21 protein-coding genes are annotated in these 19,016 nt (G+C 75.2%); 13 read left to right on the top strand and 8 right to left on the bottom strand.

Annotation, left to right across the window (positions count from 1 at the left end):
• Window positions 1-24: 24 nt before the first annotated feature.
• The 4 genes from WHI96_RS14710 to WHI96_RS14695 are packed head-to-tail and all read right to left on the bottom strand — an operon-like array spanning window position 25 to window position 4,072.
• Window positions 25-297 (bottom strand): MSMEG_0570 family nitrogen starvation response protein, encoded by a 273-nt coding sequence (locus tag WHI96_RS14710; RefSeq protein ID WP_202416400.1) that lies wholly within the window; start codon window positions 295-297, stop codon window positions 25-27.
• 58 nt (window positions 298-355) lie between these two features.
• Complete coding sequence (gene ilvA / locus WHI96_RS14705; protein ID WP_179761874.1) at window positions 356-1,621, bottom strand: threonine ammonia-lyase IlvA; 1,266 nt, start codon at window positions 1,619-1,621, stop codon at window positions 356-358.
• A 22-nt stretch (window positions 1,622-1,643) separates the two neighbouring features.
• The gene (locus WHI96_RS14700) at window positions 1,644-2,390 is read right to left on the bottom strand and encodes a TIGR03089 family protein (protein ID WP_179763028.1); all 747 of its coding nucleotides are present in this window, start codon (window positions 2,388-2,390) and stop codon (window positions 1,644-1,646) included.
• Between the two features lie 17 nt (window positions 2,391-2,407).
• Complete coding sequence (locus WHI96_RS14695; RefSeq protein WP_345646678.1) at window positions 2,408-4,072, bottom strand: LCP family protein; 1,665 nt, start codon at window positions 4,070-4,072, stop codon at window positions 2,408-2,410.
• Window positions 4,073-4,486: 414 nt separating this feature from the next.
• On the opposite strand from WHI96_RS14695, the gene WHI96_RS14690 reads away from it, so the two are divergent.
• The 6 genes from WHI96_RS14690 to WHI96_RS14665 are packed head-to-tail and all read left to right on the top strand — an operon-like array spanning window position 4,487 to window position 10,326.
• A complete protein-coding gene (locus WHI96_RS14690) occupies window positions 4,487-5,365 on the top strand; it encodes a glycosyltransferase family 2 protein (protein WP_345646675.1) in 879 nt (292 codons plus the stop codon).
• 38 nt (window positions 5,366-5,403) lie between these two features.
• Entirely contained in the window at window positions 5,404-6,474 is a 1,071-nt protein-coding gene (manB, locus tag WHI96_RS14685) for a mannose-1-phosphate guanylyltransferase (RefSeq protein WP_345646672.1), read from the top strand.
• Window positions 6,475-6,485: 11 nt separating this feature from the next.
• A complete protein-coding gene (locus tag WHI96_RS14680) occupies window positions 6,486-7,433 on the top strand; it encodes a DNA-3-methyladenine glycosylase family protein (RefSeq protein WP_301548999.1) in 948 nt (315 codons plus the stop codon).
• Between the two features lie 18 nt (window positions 7,434-7,451).
• A complete protein-coding gene (cofD, locus tag WHI96_RS14675) occupies window positions 7,452-8,450 on the top strand; it encodes a 2-phospho-L-lactate transferase (RefSeq protein WP_345646668.1) in 999 nt (332 codons plus the stop codon).
• Window positions 8,443-9,792, top strand: a complete 1,350-nt coding sequence (locus tag WHI96_RS14670; RefSeq protein WP_345646665.1) for a coenzyme F420-0:L-glutamate ligase — start codon at window positions 8,443-8,445, stop codon at window positions 9,790-9,792. The genes cofD and WHI96_RS14670 overlap by 8 nt, the downstream gene beginning before the upstream one ends.
• A gap of 3 nt (window positions 9,793-9,795) precedes the next feature.
• Window positions 9,796-10,326 carry an NUDIX hydrolase gene (locus tag WHI96_RS14665; protein ID WP_073576348.1) on the top strand — a complete coding sequence of 177 codons (531 nt, stop codon included), beginning with the start codon at window positions 9,796-9,798 and terminating at the stop codon, window positions 10,324-10,326.
• A gap of 7 nt (window positions 10,327-10,333) precedes the next feature.
• Here WHI96_RS14665 and WHI96_RS14660 read toward each other — a convergent pair whose 3' ends face one another.
• Window positions 10,334-11,104: a site-2 protease family protein gene (locus WHI96_RS14660; protein WP_345646661.1), complete on the bottom strand. Its 771-nt coding sequence runs from the start codon at window positions 11,102-11,104 to the stop codon at window positions 10,334-10,336.
• A gap of 221 nt (window positions 11,105-11,325) precedes the next feature.
• Here WHI96_RS14660 and WHI96_RS14655 point away from each other — a divergent pair, with 221 nt between their 5' ends.
• On the top strand, window positions 11,326-11,616 hold the full coding sequence (locus WHI96_RS14655; protein ID WP_083658828.1) for a WhiB family transcriptional regulator: 291 nt from the start codon (window positions 11,326-11,328) through the stop codon (window positions 11,614-11,616).
• A 94-nt stretch (window positions 11,617-11,710) separates the two neighbouring features.
• Here the strand turns inward: WHI96_RS14655 and WHI96_RS14650 are convergent, their stop codons facing one another.
• Window positions 11,711-12,196, bottom strand: a complete 486-nt coding sequence (locus WHI96_RS14650) for a metallopeptidase family protein (protein ID WP_208622973.1) — start codon at window positions 12,194-12,196, stop codon at window positions 11,711-11,713.
• A gap of 135 nt (window positions 12,197-12,331) precedes the next feature.
• Here WHI96_RS14650 and WHI96_RS14645 point away from each other — a divergent pair, with 135 nt between their 5' ends.
• The 5 genes from WHI96_RS14645 to manA all read left to right on the top strand — a co-directional run bounded on the left by WHI96_RS14645 (window position 12,332) and on the right by manA (window position 16,827).
• Window positions 12,332-12,682 carry a DUF3499 domain-containing protein gene (locus tag WHI96_RS14645; protein WP_020627719.1) on the top strand — a complete coding sequence of 117 codons (351 nt, stop codon included), beginning with the start codon at window positions 12,332-12,334 and terminating at the stop codon, window positions 12,680-12,682.
• 64 nt (window positions 12,683-12,746) lie between these two features.
• Window positions 12,747-14,159 carry a phosphomannomutase/phosphoglucomutase gene (locus WHI96_RS14640; RefSeq protein ID WP_345646658.1) on the top strand — a complete coding sequence of 471 codons (1,413 nt, stop codon included), beginning with the start codon at window positions 12,747-12,749 and terminating at the stop codon, window positions 14,157-14,159.
• Between the two features lie 110 nt (window positions 14,160-14,269).
• Complete coding sequence (locus WHI96_RS14635) at window positions 14,270-14,473, top strand: Trm112 family protein (protein ID WP_020627721.1); 204 nt, start codon at window positions 14,270-14,272, stop codon at window positions 14,471-14,473.
• On the top strand, window positions 14,470-15,588 hold the full coding sequence (locus WHI96_RS14630) for a hypothetical protein (protein ID WP_345646654.1): 1,119 nt from the start codon (window positions 14,470-14,472) through the stop codon (window positions 15,586-15,588). The genes WHI96_RS14635 and WHI96_RS14630 overlap by 4 nt, the downstream gene beginning before the upstream one ends.
• 27 nt (window positions 15,589-15,615) lie before the next feature.
• On the top strand, window positions 15,616-16,827 hold the full coding sequence (manA, locus tag WHI96_RS14625) for a mannose-6-phosphate isomerase, class I (protein WP_345646651.1): 1,212 nt from the start codon (window positions 15,616-15,618) through the stop codon (window positions 16,825-16,827).
• A gap of 31 nt (window positions 16,828-16,858) precedes the next feature.
• Here the strand turns inward: manA and WHI96_RS14620 are convergent, their stop codons facing one another.
• The gene (locus tag WHI96_RS14620; protein ID WP_345646649.1) at window positions 16,859-17,260 is read right to left on the bottom strand and encodes an FAD-dependent oxidoreductase; all 402 of its coding nucleotides are present in this window, start codon (window positions 17,258-17,260) and stop codon (window positions 16,859-16,861) included.
• Window positions 17,261-17,274: 14 nt separating this feature from the next.
• On the bottom strand, window positions 17,275-17,778 hold the full coding sequence (locus tag WHI96_RS14615) for an Lrp/AsnC family transcriptional regulator (RefSeq protein ID WP_345646647.1): 504 nt from the start codon (window positions 17,776-17,778) through the stop codon (window positions 17,275-17,277).
• 96 nt (window positions 17,779-17,874) lie between these two features.
• On the opposite strand from WHI96_RS14615, the gene ald reads away from it, so the two are divergent.
• The gene (gene ald, locus WHI96_RS14610) at window positions 17,875-18,975 is read left to right on the top strand and encodes an alanine dehydrogenase (RefSeq protein ID WP_345646644.1); all 1,101 of its coding nucleotides are present in this window, start codon (window positions 17,875-17,877) and stop codon (window positions 18,973-18,975) included.
• Window positions 18,976-19,016 lie beyond the last annotated feature (41 nt).

Genomic DNA, 19,016 nt, shown 5'->3' with positions numbered 1-19,016 from the left:
GCATCACCGCAGGACCCGGCGGTGTCAGCGGCGGAAGCCCTCCACCCGCACCTCGTCGGTCGGGGCGAACCGCCCCGCGGCCGCGTCGATGAGCGCGATCGTCCGCGCCGACTGCGCGCAGCCGAACCCGTACTTCGCCCGCACCCGCGCGTCGGCGATCTCCATGCAGGTGCGGCTGCGCGTGACGAACTCGGCCACCGGGTAGGTCGTGCCGGTGTCCAGGTGCTCGGTCACCACCAGCGACGGCGAGTAGTAGCTGACCTCGGTGCCGTCCGGCCAGCGGACGTCGAACATCATCTCGGGCACGGTCGTGCACGGTAGGCGGCCCGGATTGCCGCCGTGTTGCGCGCGGCGTCTACAGGATGAAGCCGAACAGCGGGCTGTCCGGCGGGATCGGCTCGATGTGCGGGGGAGCCTCCTGCATCCGCTTGAGCAGCGCGGGCAGGTCGTCCGGCGAACCCAGCTCGATGCCGACCAGGGCCGGGCCGGTCTCCCGGTTGGAGCGCTTGGTGTACTCGAACAGGGTGATGTCGTCGTCCGGGCCGAGGACGTCGTCGAGGAACCGGCGCAGCGCGCCCGGCTCCTGCGGGAACTCGACGAGGAAGTAGTGCTTGCGGCCCTCGAAGACCAGGGCGCGCTCGACGATGTCGGCGTAGCGGGAGACGTCGTTGTTGCCGCCCGAGAGCAGGCAGACCGTCGTCGCGTCGCGGGGGATGTCGAGCCGGTCCAGCGCCGCGGGGGACAGCGCGCCCGCGGGCTCGGCGATGATCCCGTCGGACTGGTAGAGCGCGAGCATCTCGACGCAGATCCGGCCCTCGGGCACCGCGAGCAGCTCCACGCCCGCGTCGCGCACCACGTCGAAGGTGGCCGCGCCGACCTTGCGCACGGCGGCGCCGTCGACGAACGGGTCCAGCGCCCCCAGGTCGACCGGCTCGCCCGCGGCGACCGCGGCCGCCATGCTCGCCGCCCCGGCGGGCTCGACGCCCACGATCCGGGTCGACGGCGCGTGCTCGCGCAGGTAGGTGATGGCCCCGGCGAGCAGTCCGCCGCCACCGACCGGCACGACCAGCACGTCCGGCGGGTCGGCCAGCTGGGAGAGGATCTCGCGGGCGATCGTGCCCTGGCCCGCGACGGTGCGCGGGTCGTCGAAGGCGGGCACCTGGGTGGCACCGGTGGACGCGGCGTCGGCACGGGCGGCCGCGGCGGCCTCGTCGTAGGTGTTGCCGACCACCCGCACCTCGACGGCGTCACGGCCCAGCCGCGCGACCCGGTCCCGCTTCTGGCGCGGAGTCGTGCCGGGCAGGTAGACCCGCCCGGTCACGCCGAGGCGCTGGCAGGCGAACGCGACGCCCTGGGCGTGGTTGCCGGCGCTGGCGCAGACGACGCCGGCGAGACGGTCGGCCTCGGGCAGCTGCGCGATGAGGTTGTAGGCGCCGCGGATCTTGTACGAACGGACCGGCTGCAGGTCCTCGCGCTTGACCCAGACCTCGCCGCCGAGCGCGTCGGACAGGCGGGGGTTGAGCTGCAGCGGGGTCGGGCCGATGACGGCGCGGAGCCGGGCCGCCGCGTCGTCGACGTCCCGGGCGCTCACAGAGGGGGTCACGGTCGACCAGGGTGTCATGACCCCCGGCCGGGGCCGCCGCTCACCCCAGGCGCAGGGTGACCCGCTCGGACTCCGCGCGGCGGTCGAGGACCGCCGGGTCCCCGGCGGCGTTCACGGTCTGGACCAGCGAGGCCCCCGCCGCGAGGACGGCGAGCAGCCCGTCGCGCAGGCCGTCCGCGCTGTCCCAGCCGGTGCTCGACAGCACCCGGGCGCCCGCGGTGATGCCGAGTGCGTCCGCACGCTCCCGGGCCGCGGCCAGGACCTGCTCGCCGCTCGCGCCGTCCCAGGCCGGGGCCGCGCCGTCCACCGGGTCCCACGGGACGAACTCGTCGCCGTGCACCCGCACCTCGGTCGCGAAGTCGACGGTGCCGCCGGGGAGGTCGCCCAGGCCGCGGCCGAAGAAGTCCAGCGAGAACGCGACGACCGTGCCCGCCCCGGCCGCGAGCGCCACGTCGAGCCGCGCCGCGTCGGCGAGCACGACGTCCGCGCCCGCCGGGTCGCCGACGAGCTCCGCGCCGCAGGACCACACGGCCAGCAGCGCGGCGACGGTCTGCCAGTGCGCGGGCAGCAGCGCCGCGACCCGGGCGCCCGGCTCGACGTCGACCTCGTCGCGCAGCAGATTCGCCGCCTTGGCGGTCCAGTTCGCGGTGGTCGTGCCGGACAGCTCGGTCCGCTCGCCGGTCGCGTCGTCGTAGTGGGTGACCAGCGGTCGCGGGGCGGCGGCGCCGAGTGCCGGGCCGAGCAGCGCGTCGGTGAGGAACAGGCCGGAGCCGAAGACGGTGTCCATCACGCCGGAACGCTACGTCAGTCGATGCAGGGGACCCCGCCCGCGGTGATCGGCGGGGTCGAGGGAGCCGGGGCCGCGGCGGGCGCGGCCGCCGCGGAGGTCGACCGGCCGCCGTTCGCGCGGTCGGTGCCGAGCAGCACCTGGACCCGGCCCTGGGCGACGGCGTCGGACTGCTCGACGCCGATGCCGCCCAGCGCCTCGGCGACCCGGCGGGCGGCGGCGTCGCCGTCGGCCTGGCTGTAGCGGACCACCGAGGTGGTGCGGTCCGGGGCGTTGCCGACCTCGCCGGGGGTGAACCCGTTGCGGCCCAGGGTGTCGGCGACCTGTGCGGCCAGCCCGGTCACCCCGGACCCGTTCGCCACGTCGGCCACGACCGGCGCCGCCGCCTCCGTGGAGGTCGCGGCCGCCTCCTCGGGCTCGGGGTCGGTGTGGTGGGCGACGAAGTCGCGGACCTCGGCGGGGTCGACGAGCAGCACGTCCTTGCTCCGGGTGGTCTCCGGACCGCCGGTGGGGATGGTCAGGAAGTCCATCCTCCCGGCCGCGATCGACGACGCCTCGCGGGCGAAGCCGAGCAGGTCCCAGCCGCTGTCGATGACGACCGACTGCTGGACCACCTCGATGAGCGCGCCGAGCTTGGTCGGGTCGGTGAGCGTGCCCGAGGACAGGACCTTGTTGGCGACCGCGGCGAGGAACACCTGCTGACGGTTGATCCGCGACAGGTCCCCGCCGGCGAGCCCGTGCCGCTGCCGGACGAACGCGAGCGCGTCGGCACCGGAGATCGTCTGCGGGCCCGCGGGGAAGTCGGCGCCGGAGAACTCGTCCCTGGCCGGGGCCTTGAGACAGACGTCGACGCCGCCGACGGCGTTGGTGAGGTTGTAGAAGCCGAGCAGGTTGACCTCGGCGAAGTGGTCGATGGCCAGCCCGGTGAGGTCCTGCACGGTGTCGATCAGGGCCTGCCGGCCGGCCTGCGACGAGTCCCGGTCGATCTGCCGGGGGTCGCGCACACCCTCGGCGACCAACCGGGACGCGGTCTGCGCCTTCGTCTGCGGGTAGGCGGCGTTGATCTTGTTGCGGCCGATCCCGGGGATCGACACCTCGGAGTCGCGCGGGATGGAGAACGCGGTCGCGCTGCCGCCGTCGGCGGGCAGGTGCACGACGATGATCGTGTCGGAGTTGAGGACGCCGGACTCGGCGCCGCTGCGCAGCTGGGCCAGGACGTCGGCCGGCAGCGGGTTGCCCTGCGCGTCGGTACGGCTGTCCACGCCGACCAGCAGGATGTTCTGCTCGCCGCCCGCGGAGCCGCCGAACAGCAGGTTCGTCGTGGTGATGCCGCCGGTGACGTCGCGGTAGAGCGTCCACACGGCGCCGGTGAGCAGCACCGTCAGCGCCGACAGCACGGCGACGGCGAGCCGCAACCGGGCCAGCAGCCCGCGGCCCCGGGGCGGTCGTCCGCCGGTGCGCCCGCCCCGCGCCGGGTACGGGGGGTGCTCGTCGGGGCCGGTCGCGGTCCCCGCCCGGCTCCAGCCGGCGGAGCCCGCGGGGCGGCCGCGCGCGGCGCCGGTGTCCGGGCGGACCCGGGGCGAGCGCCACCGGTCGTCGGGGGCGGCGGGGCGGCCGGACCGTCGCGCGGCGGCGCGCTCGGCGGCCGACGGGCGGGAGCGGTCCCGGTAGCCCTCGCCCATGCTCGCTCCCCTCGGGGTCCGTCTCGTCCGCGCCGCCGCGTCTCACCCGGACGGGGGAGTCCGGTGAACCGGAGCGCGGCCCGTGCGTCTCTGGGACCGGACACCCCGGTCGGGGACCAGGGTGCAGCATCCGGGCCCGCGCCGTGGGTCGTACGGGCCTGCGTGTCGGGTTGCTCGCCCGGTCGTCGTAGGGGGTCCGGACTTGAGGGTGACGCACGGGTACGACGTGTCGTCGCTGCTCGGGGGCGGTCCGAATGTTGGAGTGAGAGTATCGCAATCATGGTCGCGGTGACGGAGTGTGATCTTCACGGGCGCGAACGGGCGGTGCCGGACGGAGCCGCCGGGCGCGGGCGTGCCCGTGCTGACTAGGTTGCGGGACATGCGCGGGGTGGACGAAAAGGACGGGGAGGCCACGTGACCGACGACGCACGGTCCTACGGCGACGGGGTCGCCGTCGTCACGGTGACCTACTCGCCGGGCGCGCTGCTGGACACCTTCCTCGACTCGCTGCGGGGCGCGACGGCCCGCACGGACGTGCCGGTCGTCCTGGCCGACAACGGATCCGTCGACGGCGTCCCCGAGCGCGCGGCCCGCGAGCGCGACCACGTGACGTTCCTGCCGATCGGCGAGAACGTCGGCTACGGCGCCGCCGCCAACCGTGGCGTGGCCTCGCTGCCCGACGGATACGGCTGGGTCGTCGTCGCCAACCCGGACCTGGAGTGGGGCGCCGGGTCGCTGGACACCCTGCTCGACGCCGGCCGTCGCCACCCCCGGGCCGGGTCGCTCGGCCCGCTGATCCGCGAACCGTCCGGCGAGGTCTACCCCTCGGCGCGCGAGGTGCCGTCGCTGACGGCCGGGGCGGCGCACGCCGTGCTGGCCCCGGTCTGGCCGGGCAATCCCTGGACGGCGGCCTACCGGCGCAGCCGGGAGGACCTGACGGAACGCGCGGCCGGCTGGCTGTCCGGGTCGTGCCTGCTCCTGCGGCGCACCGCGTTCGACTCCGTCGACGGTTTCGACCCGCGCTACTTCATGTACTTCGAGGACGTCGACCTGGGGATGCGGCTCGGTCTCGCCGGATGGCGAAACGTGTACGTCCCCGGCGCCGATGTCGTCCACGTGGGCGGAGCGTCCACGGGCAAGCCGGAGGTGTCGGCACGGATGCTCGCCGAGCACCACCGCAGCGCCTACCGCTACCTGGCCGACCGCCACCGCGGTCCGGTGCACGCGCCGCTGCGTGCGGCCCTGCGCGCCGGCCTGGCCGTGCGCTCGGGTCTGCTGCGGCGGACCGGCTGAGCGCGAACGAGAAGAAAGAACCTGAGGGGGAACCTGCGTTGCAGGACGTCGAGGCGGTCGTGCTGGTCGGGGGCAAGGGCACCCGGCTGCGGCCACTGACCCTGTCGGCGCCCAAGCCGATGCTGCCGACGGCGGGGGTGCCGTTCCTGGCGCATCTGCTGTCGCGGATCCGCGAGGCGGGCATCCGGCGGGCGGTGCTGGGGACGAGCTACCTGGCCGAGACCTTCGAGGAGCACTTCGGCGACGGCTCGTCGCTGGGGCTGGACCTCACCTACGTCACCGAGACCGAGCCGCTGGGCACCGGCGGGGGCATCCGCAACGTGGCCGGCAAGCTCTCCGCCGAGCACGTCATGATCTTCAACGGCGACGTGCTGGCGGGCACCGACCTGACCGCCGTCGCCGACACCCACCGCAGCACCGGTGCCGACGTCACGCTGCACCTGGTGCGGGTGCAGAACCCGCGGGCCTTCGGCTGCGTCCCCACCGATCCGACCGGCCGGGTGCTGGAGTTCCTCGAGAAGACCGAGGACCCGCCGACCGACCAGATCAACGCCGGGTGCTACGTCTTCCGCCGCGAGGTCATCGACACCATCCCCGAGGGCAGGCCGGTGTCGGTGGAGCGTGAGACGTTCCCCGACCTGCTCGCCTCCGGGGCGCACGTGCAGGGCCACGTCGACGTCGCCTACTGGCGCGACATGGGAACCCCCGGCGACCTGGTGCACGGCTCGGCGGACCTGGTCCGCGGGGTCGCGCCCTCGGCGGCGCTGCCCGGGCCGACCGGCGAGTCGATGGTGCTGGAGGGGGCCGAGGTGGCCTCCGACGCGTTCGTGTTCGGCGGGACGACCGTCGGCCGTGGCGCCCGGATCGGCTCCGGCGCCCGGGTCGAGGGCTCCATGCTGTTCGACGGCGCGATGGTGCAGGCGGGCGCGGTCGTGGAGAACTCGGTGATCGGGGTCGGTGCGGTCGTCGAGGAGGGCGCGAGCGTCCGCGACACCGTGGTCGGCGACCGGGCCGTGATCGGCGCGCACTGCGAGCTGCGGCACAACATGCGGGTGTGGCCGGACGTCACGCTGCCGCCCCACGGGGTCCGGTTCTCGCCCGACGTGTGACCATCGGGGGCGTGGACACGGCCGCCGTGGTGGTGGACCGGGAATGGCGGCCGCCGTTCCCGCTCGACCTGTACGGCGTCCTCGCCCCGCTGCGCCGCGGCCGCGGCGACCCCACCTGGCGCACCGCCGTCGACGGTGCCGTGATCTGGCGGGTCTCGACGACGCCGGCCGGCCCCGCCACCGTCGCGATCCGCCGCCGCGCCGACGGCGGCCCGCACGGCACCGTGCGCGCGACCGGCTGGGGGCCGGGCGCGGCCTGGGAGGTCGACCGGCTGCCGTCGTTGCTGGGGGCCGACGACGACCCGTCGGCGTTCGTGGCACACCACCCGCTCGTCGCCGACGCGCACCGGCGCCGTCCCGGGCTGCGGCTGGGCTCCACCGGCCGGGTGTGGGACGCGCTGCTGCCCGCGGTGCTGGAGCAGAAGGTCACCGGCACCGAGGCGCACCGCTCGTTCCGCGAGCTCGCGTGGCGGTTCGGGTCGCCCGCACCGGGCCCGGCCGGGGTGGTGCCCGCCGGCATGCGGGTGCCGCCGACACCCGGGCAGATCCGCGCGGTGCCGGAGTGGGAGTGGCACCGGGCCGGCGTCGACCACGCCCGGCGGACGGCGATCCTGCACGCCGCCGTCGTCGCCCACCGGCTGGAACGGGCCGCCGAGCTGGGCGGGGAGCAGGGCCGGGTGCTGCTGCGCCGGGTCCGCGGCATCGGGGTGTGGACGGCCGCGGAGATCGCCCAGCGCGCCTGGGGCGACCCGGACGCGGTCAGCTTCGGCGACTTCCACGTGCCCAACACCGTCGGCTGGGCGCTGCTCGGGCACGACCTCGACGACGCGGGGATGCTCGAGGTGCTCGCTCCCTACGTGCCGCAGCGCCAGCGCGCGGTCCGCTACATCGAGGCGTCCGGGTTCCGCCGTCCCCGGTTCGGGCCCCGGTTCTCCCCGCGCGACTACCGCTCGTTCTGACCGACGTAGGGTCGCCGTGTGAAGGTCACCGTTCTGGTCGGCGGCGTCGGCGGAGCCCGCTTCCTGCAAGGCGTGAAGCACGCGCTCGGACTGCCCCCCGTGGGGTCGGGCGAGTCCGCGCACGAGGTCACCGCCGTGGTCAACGTCGGCGACGACATCTGGCTGCACGGGCTGCGGGTCTGTCCGGACCTCGACACCGTCATGTACACCCTCGGCGGCGGCATCGACGTCGAGAAGGGCTGGGGCCGCTCGGACGAGACGTGGTCGGTCAAGGCCGAGCTGGAGGCCTACGGCGCCGAGGCGACCTGGTTCGGGCTGGGCGACCGCGACGTCGCCACCCACCTCGTCCGCACCCGGATGCTGCGTGCCGGCTACCCGCTGTCCCAGGTCACCGAGGCGCTCTGCCACCGCTGGCAGCCCGGGGTGCGGCTGCTGCCCGCCTCCGACGACCGCGTCGAGACCCACGTCGTGATCGACAACCCGGACCCGGCCGCGGTCGAGGAGACCCCGCAGGTCGCGATCCACTTCCAGGAGTGGTGGATCCGGCACCGGGCCGCCCCGAAGGCGTACCGCTTCGCCTCGGTCGGCGCCGACCAGGCCGCGATCCTGCCCGACGCCCGGGCCGCGATCGCCGGGGCCGACATCGTGCTCGTCGCCCCGTCCAACCCGGTGGTGTCGATCGGCACGATCGTCTCGGTCCCCGGGATGGCCCAGGCCCTCGCGGCGACGCCCGCGAAGGTCGTGGGGCTGTCCCCGATCGTCGGCGGGGCGCCGGTGCGGGGCATGGCCGACGCCTGCCTGACCGCGATCGGCGTCGAGACCAGCGCCGAGGGCGTGGGCCGGCACTACGGCGGCCGCGGCGAGGGCGGACTGCTCGACGGCTACCTGGTGCACACCGGCGACGCCGCGACCGTGCCCGGCGCGACCGTGCGCGAGGTGCCGCTGCTGATGACCGACCACGACGCGACCGCCGCCATGGCCCGCGCCGCGTTCGAGCTGGCGGGCGTCGGTGTCTGAGGGTTTCCCCGACCACGCGTCGCAGCGGCTGGAGATCATCGGAGTCCCGGGGCTTCCGGAGTTCCGCCCCGGCGACGACCTCACCGCCGCGCTGGCCGAGCGGATGACCTGGCTGCGCGACGGCGACGTCGTGGTGGTCACCAGCAAGGTGTTCTCCAAGGTCGAGGGCAGGCTGGTGCAGGCCCCCGCCGACGAGGAGGAGCGCGACGCGCTGCGCCGCAGGCTGGTCGACCAGGAGACCGAGCGGGTGGTGGCCCGCAAGGGCCGGACGCTGATCGTGGCCGGGAAGCTCGGCATCGTGCAGGCCGCCGCGGGCATCGACGGCTCCAACGTCCGCCGCGACGAGCTCGCCCTGCTGCCCGCCGACCCGGACGCCAGCGCGGCCGGGCTGCGCGCCGGGCTGCGGGAGCGGCTCGGGGTCGAGGTCGGCGTCGTCGTCACCGACACCCTGGGGCGCAGCTGGCGGGTCGGCCAGACCGACATCGCGATCGGCTCGGCCGGACTGCCGGTGCTGCACGGCTACTCCGGCGCCGTCGACGGCCAGGGCAACGACCTGGTCGTCACCGAGATCGCCGTCGCCGACGAGATCGCCGCGGCCGCGGACCTGGTGAAGGGCAAGCTCGGCGGGCTGCCGGTCGCGGTGCTGCGCGGCGCGGTCCTGCCCGACGACGGCTCGACCGCCCGTGACCTGATCCGGCCGATCTCCGAGGACCTGTTCCGGCTGGGCACCGACGAGGCGATCGCCCGCGGGCGCAGCGAGGCGGTCCTGCTGCGTCGCAGCACCCGGGACTTCGCCGAGGAGCCGGTCGACGCCGACGCCCTGCGCCGCGCCGTGGGCGTCGCGCTGACCGCGCCCGCGCCGCACCACAGCACCCCGTTCCGGTTCGTGTGGCTGCGTGACGCGGCGCGGCGCACCGCGGTGCTCGACGCGCTGCGCGAGCGCTGGCGCGCCGACCTGGTCGCCGACGGGCGCCCGGCCGACGAGGTGGAGCGTCGCCTCGCCCGCGGGGACCTGCTGCGACGCGCCCCGGAGCTGGTGCTGGCGTTCCGGTCCACCGCGGGGATGCACGGCTACCCGGACCCGGCCCGGGACGCCGCCGAGCGGGACATGTTCACCGTCGCCGGCGGGGCGGCGGTGCAGTCCCTGCTGGTCGCACTGGCCGCGGAGGGGCTGGCGTCGTGCTGGGTCGGCTCGACGATCTTCGCCGCGGACGTCGCCCGCCGGGTCCTGGACCTGCCCGACGACTGGGCGGCGCTCGGTGCGGTCGCCGTCGGCGTGCCGGTCGAGCCGATCGCCCCGCGCGCGCCCCGGCCGGCCGGCGACGGCCTGCTGGAGCTGTGAGCCGTGGTGGCCACGGCGACGGCCGCCCGCGAGCTGGGCGCCTGGACACCGCGCGACCCCGGCCAGCGGGCCCTGCAGCACGCGCTGCTGGCCTTCCTCGACGCGCGCCCCGACGACGCCTGCGACCGCTCCTGCGTGCCCGGGCACCTCACCGCGTCGGCGCTGCTGCTCGACGCGGGCGGGGACCACACGCTGCTGACCCTGCACCCGCGGGTGGGCCGCTGGATCCAGCTGGGCGGGCACTGCGAGCCGGGCGACGACTCGCTGCGCGCCGCGGCGCTGCGCGAGGCCACCGAGGAGTCCGGGATCGACGGCCTGGAGATCGACGAGCACCCGCTGCACGTCGACGTCCACCCCGTCACCTGCTCGCTGGGGGTCCCGACCCGTCACCTGGACGTGCGTTACCTGGTGCGCGCCCCCGCGGGCGCGACGCCGCGGATCAGCGACGAGTCGCTGGACCTGCGGTGGTGGCCGGTGGACGCGCTGCCCGCCGACGACGACACCGTCGCGACGATGGTCGCCGCCGCCCGCTGAACCGGGCTCAGAGGTTGCGCCAGAAGAACATCGCGGAGTAGCCGAGCCGGAACAGCTCCTGGTCCCCGCCGGCGGCGCCGAACAGCAGCTGGGTGGCGGCGAAGAACAGCGCGCTCACCCCGGGCACGAACAGCAGCAGGGCGAGCAGCACGAACGGTGCCCAGGGCCGGACCCGCTCGCCGAGGCGCCGCGCCGGCGCGGACAGGTACGGCTCCAGCGCCCCCCAGCCGTCGAGGCCGGGCACGGGCAGCATGTTCAGCACGAACGCGATGATCTGGAAGTACGCGAGCGCGGACAGCCCGGCCGCCACCGGCCGCGGCATCCCCGGGAACGCGGCCACCGTGATGATCAACACGATGCCGAGGGCCAGGTTCGCCGCGGGGCCCGCCAGCGAGACCGCGCTGCGCCGGGCCCGCGACCGCAGCGCCCACTGGTTGATCCACACCGCTCCGCCGGGCAGCGGCAGCCCGCCGATCAGCAGGATGATCAGCGGCAGCACCAGGGACAGGCCGGGGTCGGCGTAGCGCCGCACGTCGAGGGTCAGGTAGCCCTTCGCCGCGACCGAGGTGTCCCCGCCGCGATAGGCGGTGACGGCGTGCCCGTACTCGTGCAGGCACAGCGACACCACCCAGCCGCCGAGCACCAGGACGAAGATCCCGGAGGTCGCCAGGACCCCCGATCGGGTGGGGACGGCGGCGGCGGCGAGAACACCACCGAGAAGGGTGATGCCGAGGATCAGCAGGAACCAGGGGCTGATGCGGCGTGTCAGGGACGGCACGTACCCATACTCCATGTCGGAGGAAACGCCCGCGCGCGACCCTTCACTCAATCGGCAGAGCCGGCTTGCACAGAGCGAGTGTCAGCGCTGTACTTACAGTGGTGTCATTCGCCAGTGCGTTGCGGGGAGGTGGGCGAGTGGACGACGTCGAGGGGTTCATGCGGATGCTGCGGCCGGTGGAGGCCGAGCCGGTGGGCACGGTCGAACGGCCCGATCACGAGATGGCCGACTACGACCAGGTCGCCCAGATCCTGGACTTGAAGGGCCTGCTGGACGACGGTTCCTCCGAGGAGGTGCCGGACTGGCAGGAGCGTGCGCTCTGCGCGCAGACCGACCCGGAGGCGTTCTTCCCCGAGAAGGGCGGCTCCACCCGTGAGGCCAAGCGCATCTGCTCCGGCTGCGAGGTCCGGGCCGAGTGCCTGGAGTACGCGCTGGCCCAGGACGAGCGTTTCGGCATCTGGGGCGGGCTGAGCGAGCGGGAGCGCCGTCGCCTCCGCCGCGCCGCCGTGTGAGACTCCGCGGGGGGGAACAGGAACACGAGGGCCGGTCGCCGTCACGGTGACCGGCCCGTCGTCGTCCCCGGGCCGTGTCGCCCCGCGGGGGCGCTCAGCCGCCGTCGACGGCGTCGGGCTCGATGTTGAGGTACTCCGCGACCTGCTCGACGAGCACCTCGTGCACGAGGTCGGCGAGGTCCTCGCCGTTGCGCGCCCTGGCCTCGAGCGGGCGGCGGTAGAGCACGATCCGCGCCCGGGTCGGCATCCCGGCGGAGTCGACCCCGGCCGGCACGAGGTGCGCCAGCGGGACGCCGACGTCGGCCAGCACCCCGGTGCCCCACACGATCTCGTCGGGCGAGGTGCGGTCGACCGAGGGCACGTCGTCGACGGCGAGGTCGAGGTCGACCAGCTCCGGGCCCCAGCGCGCCTCGATCGGTTCGAGCGCCTCCAGCACCTTCGCGTCGAAGCGTTCGGCGCGGGTGCGGAAGGCCGGCGTCGACACCGGGTACATCAGGCCGCGCAGGCCGCGTCCGCGCCGGTCCCGCCGGCGCGGGCTGCGCGGCGACCGGCGGTCGTTCTCGGGACGAGCGGTGGGCACCGGGGCATTCTAGGACCTCCGCGCCCCACCCGGGGGTGACCCGCGACCGCGGCGGGCGGACCGTCCGCCGAGCGGGGTGCGCGTCGCAGTGCGGAGACGGGGCGGCGACGGGCTATCGTCGGCGACGTGTTGAGTGTGCGGAGATGTTCACGGACGGGCTGCACCGAGCTCGCCGTCGCCACGCTCACCTACGTCTACGCCGACTCGACCGCCGTCGTCGGCCCGCTGGCCACGCAGGCCGAGCCGCACTCCTACGACCTCTGCACCGGGCACGCGCACAACCTCACCGCCCCCCGCGGGTGGGAGGTCGTCCGGTTCGAGGGCGAGTTCGCCCAGCCCCAGCACAGCGGCGAGGACCTCACCGCGCTGGCCGACGCCGTCCGCGAGGCGGGCCGGGTCGACCGGCCGGTCGAGGTGGTCGCACGCCCCGGTGGCACGGGGCGGCGCGGGCACCTGCGGGTGCTCCCGAAGCCCGAGGACGGCTGAGCCGCCCCACGGGGCGAGGAGACCTGCGCGGACGGGTGACACGGCTGCGCTAGGGTCGTGCGTCGTGCCCGACCTCTCGGCGATCGTGAAGGCCTACGACATCCGCGGTGTCGTCGGCGACCAACTGGACGAGTCCACCGCGCGCGCACTGGGTGCGGCGACGGCGCGGCTCGTGGCGGGCGACGACCCGGCGCCGTCGGCGGTGGTCGTCGGGCGGGACATGCGGGACAGCTCGCCCGCGCTCGCGGCGGCGTTCGCCGACGGGGTGACCGGGCAGGGGCTCGACGTCGTCGACATCGGGCTCGCGAGCACCGACATGCTCTACTACGCCTCCGGCACGCTGGACCTGCCCGGCGCGATGTTCACCGCCAGCCACAACCCGGCCGCCTACAACGGCATCAAGCTGTGCCGCGCCGGCGCCGTCCCGGTCGGCCAGGACTCCGGCCTCGCGACGATCCGCGACGAGGCGGGCCGCTTCCTCGACTCCGGGGTCCCCGAGGTCCCGTCGCCGGGTGCGGTGCGCACCGAGGACATGCTCACCGGCTACGCGCGGTACCTGCGCGGCCTGGTCGACCTGACCTCGCTGGACGCCTCCCCGGAGCTGACCGTCGTCGTCGACGCCGGGAACGGGATGGGCGGACACACCGTCCCGACCGTGTTCGACGGCCTGAACGTGCGCGTCGTGCCGCTGTACTTCGAGCTCGACGGGAACTTCCCGAACCACGAGGCGAACCCGCTGGACCCGGCGAACCTGGTCGACCTGCAGAAGCGGGTCGTCGCCGAGGGCGCCGACCTCGGCCTGGCCTTCGACGGCGACGCCGACCGCTGCTTCGCCGTCGACGAGCGGGGCGAGGCGGTGAGCCCCAGCGCCATCACCGGTCTGGTCGCCGCCCGCGAACTCGCCCGGGCGCACGCGGCGGGGGAGTCCGACGTCGCCGTCATCCACAACCTGATCACCTCGCGGGCGGTCCCGGAGCTGGTCGCCGAGCACGGCGGCCGCGCGGTCCGCACCCGGGTGGGCCACTCGTTCATCAAGCAGACGATGGCCGAGACCGGCGCGGTGTTCGGCGGCGAGCACTCCGCGCACTACTACTTCCGCGACTTCTGGAAGGCCGACTCCGGGATGCTCGCGGCGCTGCACCTGCTGGCCGCGCTCGGCGAGCACCGGGCGGCCGCCACCGGCGCGACGGTGTCCGGGCTGATGGGGGGCTACGACCGCTACGCCGCCTCCGGGGAGATCAACTCGACGGTCACCGACCAGGCCGCGCGGATCGCCGAGATCGAGGGCGTCTTCGGCCCGCGCGACGGCGTCGAGCTCGACCGGCTCGACGGCCTGACCGTCTCGCTGCCGGACGGCTCGTGGTTCAACCTGCGGGCCTCGAACACCGAGCCGCTGCTGCGGCTCAACGTCGAGGCCGCCGACGACGCGGCCGTCCGTGCCCTGGTGGACGAGGTGCTGGCAATCGTGCGCGCCTGATCGCGCGGCCCCGCACACCTGCGGTGATGACGTCCGTACCCGGTCGGCTGCCGCGGAGTGTCGGTACCGGGTGGCAGCATCGAGAGCGCGACATGACGACGAGGAGAACCGTGGCCCTACAGCTCGACCCCCAGCTGCTGGAGATCCTGGCCTGCCCGTGCGACGCGCACGCGGTACTGACCCCGGGTGAGGACCGGCTGACCTGCACGGCGTGCGGTCGCGCGTTCCCGGTGACCGACGGGATCCCGGTGCTGCTCCTCGACGAGGCGCTGCCCGGGACCGGGCCGGCGGGGGACGGACGGGACGACGGGTGAACGGGGTGCTCGACGACACGCTGCTGGCCGATCCCGAGGGGCTCGCGGCGCGGGACACCACGGGCGTCCTGCGGGCCGCCGCGACCGCGGGCGCCCAGGTCCGCTCCGCGCTCTACACCGCGGGCCAGGCCGGGCTGGACCGGCTGCGCGGGCACCGTCCGCGCGCGCTGGTGCTGCTGCGCAGGCCCGGCGTCTCCGGAGTGGTGGCCGACCTCGTCACGGCCCTGCTCGGGGACCGCTGCCCGGTGCCGGTCGTGGCCGCGGAGCGGCTGCCGGGCTGGATCGGGCCGCTGGACGTCGTCGTCGCGCACACCGCGGACCCCACCGATCCGGAGCTGGCCGAGTCGGTCGCCGTCGCGGTGCACCGCGGCGCCGAGGTCGTGCTGTCCGCGCCGGACGCCGGGCCGGTCGCCCAGGCCGGCGCGGGCCGGGCCTTCCTGGTCGAGCCGCGGATCCCGCTGCCCGAGGGCCTCGGGTTCGCCCAGGCGCTGACGGTCGCGCTGGTCGCCGTCGCCGAGCTGGACCTGCTGCCCGGGATGCGCAGCGAGGACGTCCCCGCCCGGCTGGAGGCGCTGGCCGACGCGCTCGACGCCGAGGCCGAGCGCTGCCAGCCCGCGCACGAGCCGTTCGTGAACCCGGCGAAGGCGCTCGCGCTGCGGCTGGCCGAGCGGACGCCGCTGCTGTGGGGCGTGGACCCGGCCGCCGCCGCGGTGGCCCGGCACGGCGCGCTGGCGCTGGCCACCCACGCCGGTGTCGTCGCGCACGCCGACGGGCTCGCGCAGGCGGGCACCCTGGCCGGGCTGCGCGTCGCCGTCGACCTGTCCGAGCGGGGCGGGGGCGACATCTTCCACGACCCGTTCGACGACCCGGCCCCCGGTGGCGACGCGCCGCCGCCGCGGCTGGTACTGCTCGGCACGGGGGAGGAGGACCCGCAGTCGGTGAGCCGCCGGGTGCTCGGCCGGGAGTGGCCGAACGCCGACCTGGCGCACCCGGTGGACGAGATCCCGCGCGGCACCCGCGACGCGGCGCTGCTGCGGGCCGGTGTGCTCGCCCTGCGCGCCGACATCGCCGCCGTGTACCTCGGCCTGGCGACCGGCGCCACCCTGATCACCTGACCCCGCGCACCTGACACCGGGAGACCCGTGGAACTGCTGGAGAACCCGATCCGCACCTACGCCTGGGGCTCGCGGACGGTCATCGCCGACCTGCTCGGCGAGCCCGTCCCGTCACCGCACCCGCAGGCGGAGCTGTGGCTGGGCGCGCACCCGGCCGCCCCGTCGACGGTCGCCGGGGGCACCCGCCCGCTGCACGAGCTCATCGCCGCCGACCCGGTCGCCGCGCTGGGCCCGGGCCGCGACCGCTGGGAGGGGCGGCTGCCGTTCCTGCTGAAGGTGCTGGCCGCCGAGGAGCCGCTGAGCCTGCAGGCCCACCCGAGCCTGGAGCAGGCCCGCGAGGGCTGGGCCCGCGAGAACGCCGCGGGGATCGCGGTCGACGCACCGGACCGCAACTACCGCGACGCCCACCACAAGCCGGAGCTGATCTGTGCGCTGACCGAGTTCGTCGCGCTGGTCGGGTTCCGCGAGCCGACCCGCACGGTCGAGCTGCTGCGCGCCCTGGACGTCCCCGAGCTGGCCGCCTACACCGAGCTGCTCGCCGGCCAGCCGTGCCCGGACGGGCTGCGCGCGCTGTTCACCACCTGGATCACGCTGCCCCAGTCGGTGCTCGACGGGCTGGTCCGGGCCCTGCAGGACGGTGCGGTCCGGCTGCTGGAGCGCGGCGACGCGCGGGAGTGGACCGGGGAGGCGAAGACCACGCTCGACCTGTCCGAGCGCTACCCCGACGACGCGGGTGTGCTCGCCGCGCTGCTGCTCAACCGGATCACCCTGGCCCCCGGCGAGGCGCTGTACCTCCCGGCCGGGAACCTGCACGCGTACCTGTCCGGGGCGGGCATCGAGGTGATGGCCAACTCCGACAACGTGCTGCGCGGCGGACTGACGCCCAAGCACGTCGACGTGCCGGAGCTGCTGCGCGTCCTCGACTTCACCGCCCCGCCGCCGCCGGTCCGCGCCCCGGTCCCCGACCCCGGCGCCGACGGCTGGCACCGCTACGACGTGCCGGTCGAGGAGTTCCTGCTCCGCCGTGCGGTCACCGACGGCCGGGACAAGCTCGACGTCCCCGGTGGCGGCGCCCGCATCCTGCTGTGCGTCGCCGGTGAGGCCGCGGTCGACACCGGCGGTGTCACCGTCGAGCTGCCCCGCGGCCGCGCGGTGTTCCTCTCCGCGGCCGACAGCGGCGCCGTCCTGACCACCGGCGAGGACGGGGCCACCGTCTTCCTGTCCGGCGACGCGCTGTAGCCCGCCGCGCCGTAGCCCGCCGTGTTCCGGCTCATCCGGTGCGGCGGGTTGCGGCGGGGTCGGTCCCCCCGGCGCCGTCGTGCGCCCCGGCCGCGCCGACCTCGGCCATCGCCTCGGCGAACACCGCGACCGGGTCGGCGGCCGCCTCCGCCGAGAAGAAGCGCTCCAGCCCCTGCGCCGCGCCGGCGGCGTCGTGCTCCGCCCGCGGGAACATCGTCGCCTCGTAACGGGCGACCGGGCCGGTGAGGTCGTGCGGGGTCGCCGCGACCTCCCGGGCCAGGTCGGCGGCGTCGAGCATGGCCGAGTTGGCGCCCTGCCCGGAGAACGGCGACATCAGGTGCGCCGCGTCGCCGATGAGCGTGACCCCCGGCACCGGGTCCCAGCGGTGCCCCACGGGCAGCATCTCCAGCGGCCGCTCGCCCTGCTCCGCCACGGCTACGACGGGGCTCAGTAGGTGTCGGGCGCCCGGTGGTGCTCGAAGATCAGCGACGTCCGGGTGCCCGCGACCTCCGCCCAGGAGTTCATCGTCCCGACCAGGTCGCGCAGCGCCACCGAGTCCGCGGTCGCGACCCGGATCATGTAGTCGTCGTCGCCGGCGAGGAAGTACACGTCGCGCACCTCGGGCCGGCGCGAGACCCGGGCGACGAACTCGGCGAGCCTTCCGCGCGCGTCGGCCTGCAGCCGGACCGAGATCATGGCCTGCAGCGGGTGTCCGGTCGCCGACGGGTCGACGTCGGCGTGGTACCCGCGGATCACCCCGCGCTCGCGCAGCACCCGGACCCGCCCCAGGCACGTCGACGGGGCGATCCCCACCGATTCGGCGAGTGCGTTGTTCGGTGTGCGGGCATCCCGTTCCAGCAGGCGCAGCAGGGCACGGTCGATCGCGTCGAGCCGAACAGGGTTCGACGGAAAGGTCCTCTCGCCGGAGTGCAGCGAAGAATCGTCGGGCAACTGGGTCCTCCGAGAATGTTGTTCGTTCGACTTGGCAGTTTATCGAGGTTTCTTCACCATTGACGTCGTCGGTGACCCCGAGTGGAGGAGAAGGACATGCGCGTCGCAGTGCCGAAGGAGACCAAGGACAACGAGTTCCGGGTTTCGCTCACGCCCGCCGGGGTGCACGAGCTCGTCGGGCGGGGGCACGAGGTCGTCGTCGAGCACGACGCCGGCGCCGGGTCCGCGATCTCCGACGCCGACTTCAAGGAGGCCGGCGCGCAGATCGTGTCCGACACCGCCGAGGTGTGGGGCTCGGCCGAGCTGCTGCTCAAGGTGAAGGAGCCGATCGGGTCCGAGTACGGCCACCTGCGCCCGGACCTGACGCTGTTCACCTACCTGCACCTGGCCGCGTCGCGCGCCTGCACCGACGCGCTCCTGTCGGCGGGGACGACCTCCATCGCCTACGAGACCGTCACCGACTCCCGCGGCCGGCTGCCGCTGCTCGCCCCGATGAGCGAGGTCGCGGGCCGGCTCGCCCCGCAGGCCGGCGGCTACCACCTCATGCGCTCGGCGGGCGGGCGCGGCGTGCTCCTGGGCGGCGTCCCGGGCGCGCCGGGCGCCGACGTCGTCGTGCTCGGCGCCGGAGTCGCGGGGGCGAACGCCATCGCCATCGCCGCCGGCATGCGCGCGACGCTGACCGTGCTCGACGTCGACGTGGACAAGCTCCGCGTGATCGACGAGCAGTACGCCGGTGCCGTGCGCACCCAGTACTCCACCGCGCTGTCCGTGCGCGAGGCGGTGACGGGCGCCGACCTCGTGATCGGCGCGGTCCTGCTGCCCGGGGCCAAGGCGCCCACCCTGGTGTCGAACGAGCTCGTCTCCCAGATGCGGCCCGGCGCCGTGCTCATCGACATCGCGATCGACCAGGGCGGATGCTTCGAGGACTCGCGGCCCACCACCCACGCCGACCCGACCTACCGGGTGCACGACACCGTCTTCTACTGCGTCGCGAACATGCCCGGCGCGGTGCCGCACACCTCGACCCGTGCGCTCACCAACGCCACGCTGCCGCACGTGCTGCGCCTGGCCGACCAGGGCTGGCGGGCCGCGACCGAGGCCGACCCACACCTCGCCGCGGGTCTGACGACCCACGCCGGGACGCTGCTGTCGCACGAGGTCGCGCAGGCGCACGGGCTGCCGCACGGCACCCTCTGACCGGGCCCGGTTCGGCGGCGCAACACCATCGTGACCTTAAA

This window comes from Pseudonocardia tropica (assembly GCF_040105315.1).
GTDB classification, from domain to species: Bacteria; Actinomycetota; Actinomycetes; order Mycobacteriales; family Pseudonocardiaceae; genus Pseudonocardia; species Pseudonocardia alni.
Note: the sequence above shows the minus strand (reverse complement) of the source record. Positions and strands in the feature narration are given on the sequence as shown.

What these genes read in the sequence shown, in the direction of transcription:
- WHI96_RS14710 (WP_202416400.1), bottom strand. Translation starts at nt 297, where the DNA reads ATGATGTTCGACGTCCGCTGGCCGGACGGCACCGAGGTCAGCTACTAC.
- ald (WP_345646644.1), top strand. Translation starts at nt 17,875, where the DNA reads ATGCGCGTCGCAGTGCCGAAGGAGACCAAGGACAACGAGTTCCGGGTT.
- WHI96_RS14700 (WP_179763028.1), bottom strand. Translation starts at nt 2,390, where the DNA reads ATGGACACCGTCTTCGGCTCCGGCCTGTTCCTCACCGACGCGCTGCTC.
- WHI96_RS14655 (WP_083658828.1), top strand. Translation starts at nt 11,326, where the DNA reads ATGGCCGACTACGACCAGGTCGCCCAGATCCTGGACTTGAAGGGCCTG.
- ilvA (WP_179761874.1), bottom strand. Translation starts at nt 1,621, where the DNA reads ATGACACCCTGGTCGACCGTGACCCCCTCTGTGAGCGCCCGGGACGTC.
- WHI96_RS14695 (WP_345646678.1), bottom strand. Translation starts at nt 4,072, where the DNA reads ATGGGCGAGGGCTACCGGGACCGCTCCCGCCCGTCGGCCGCCGAGCGC.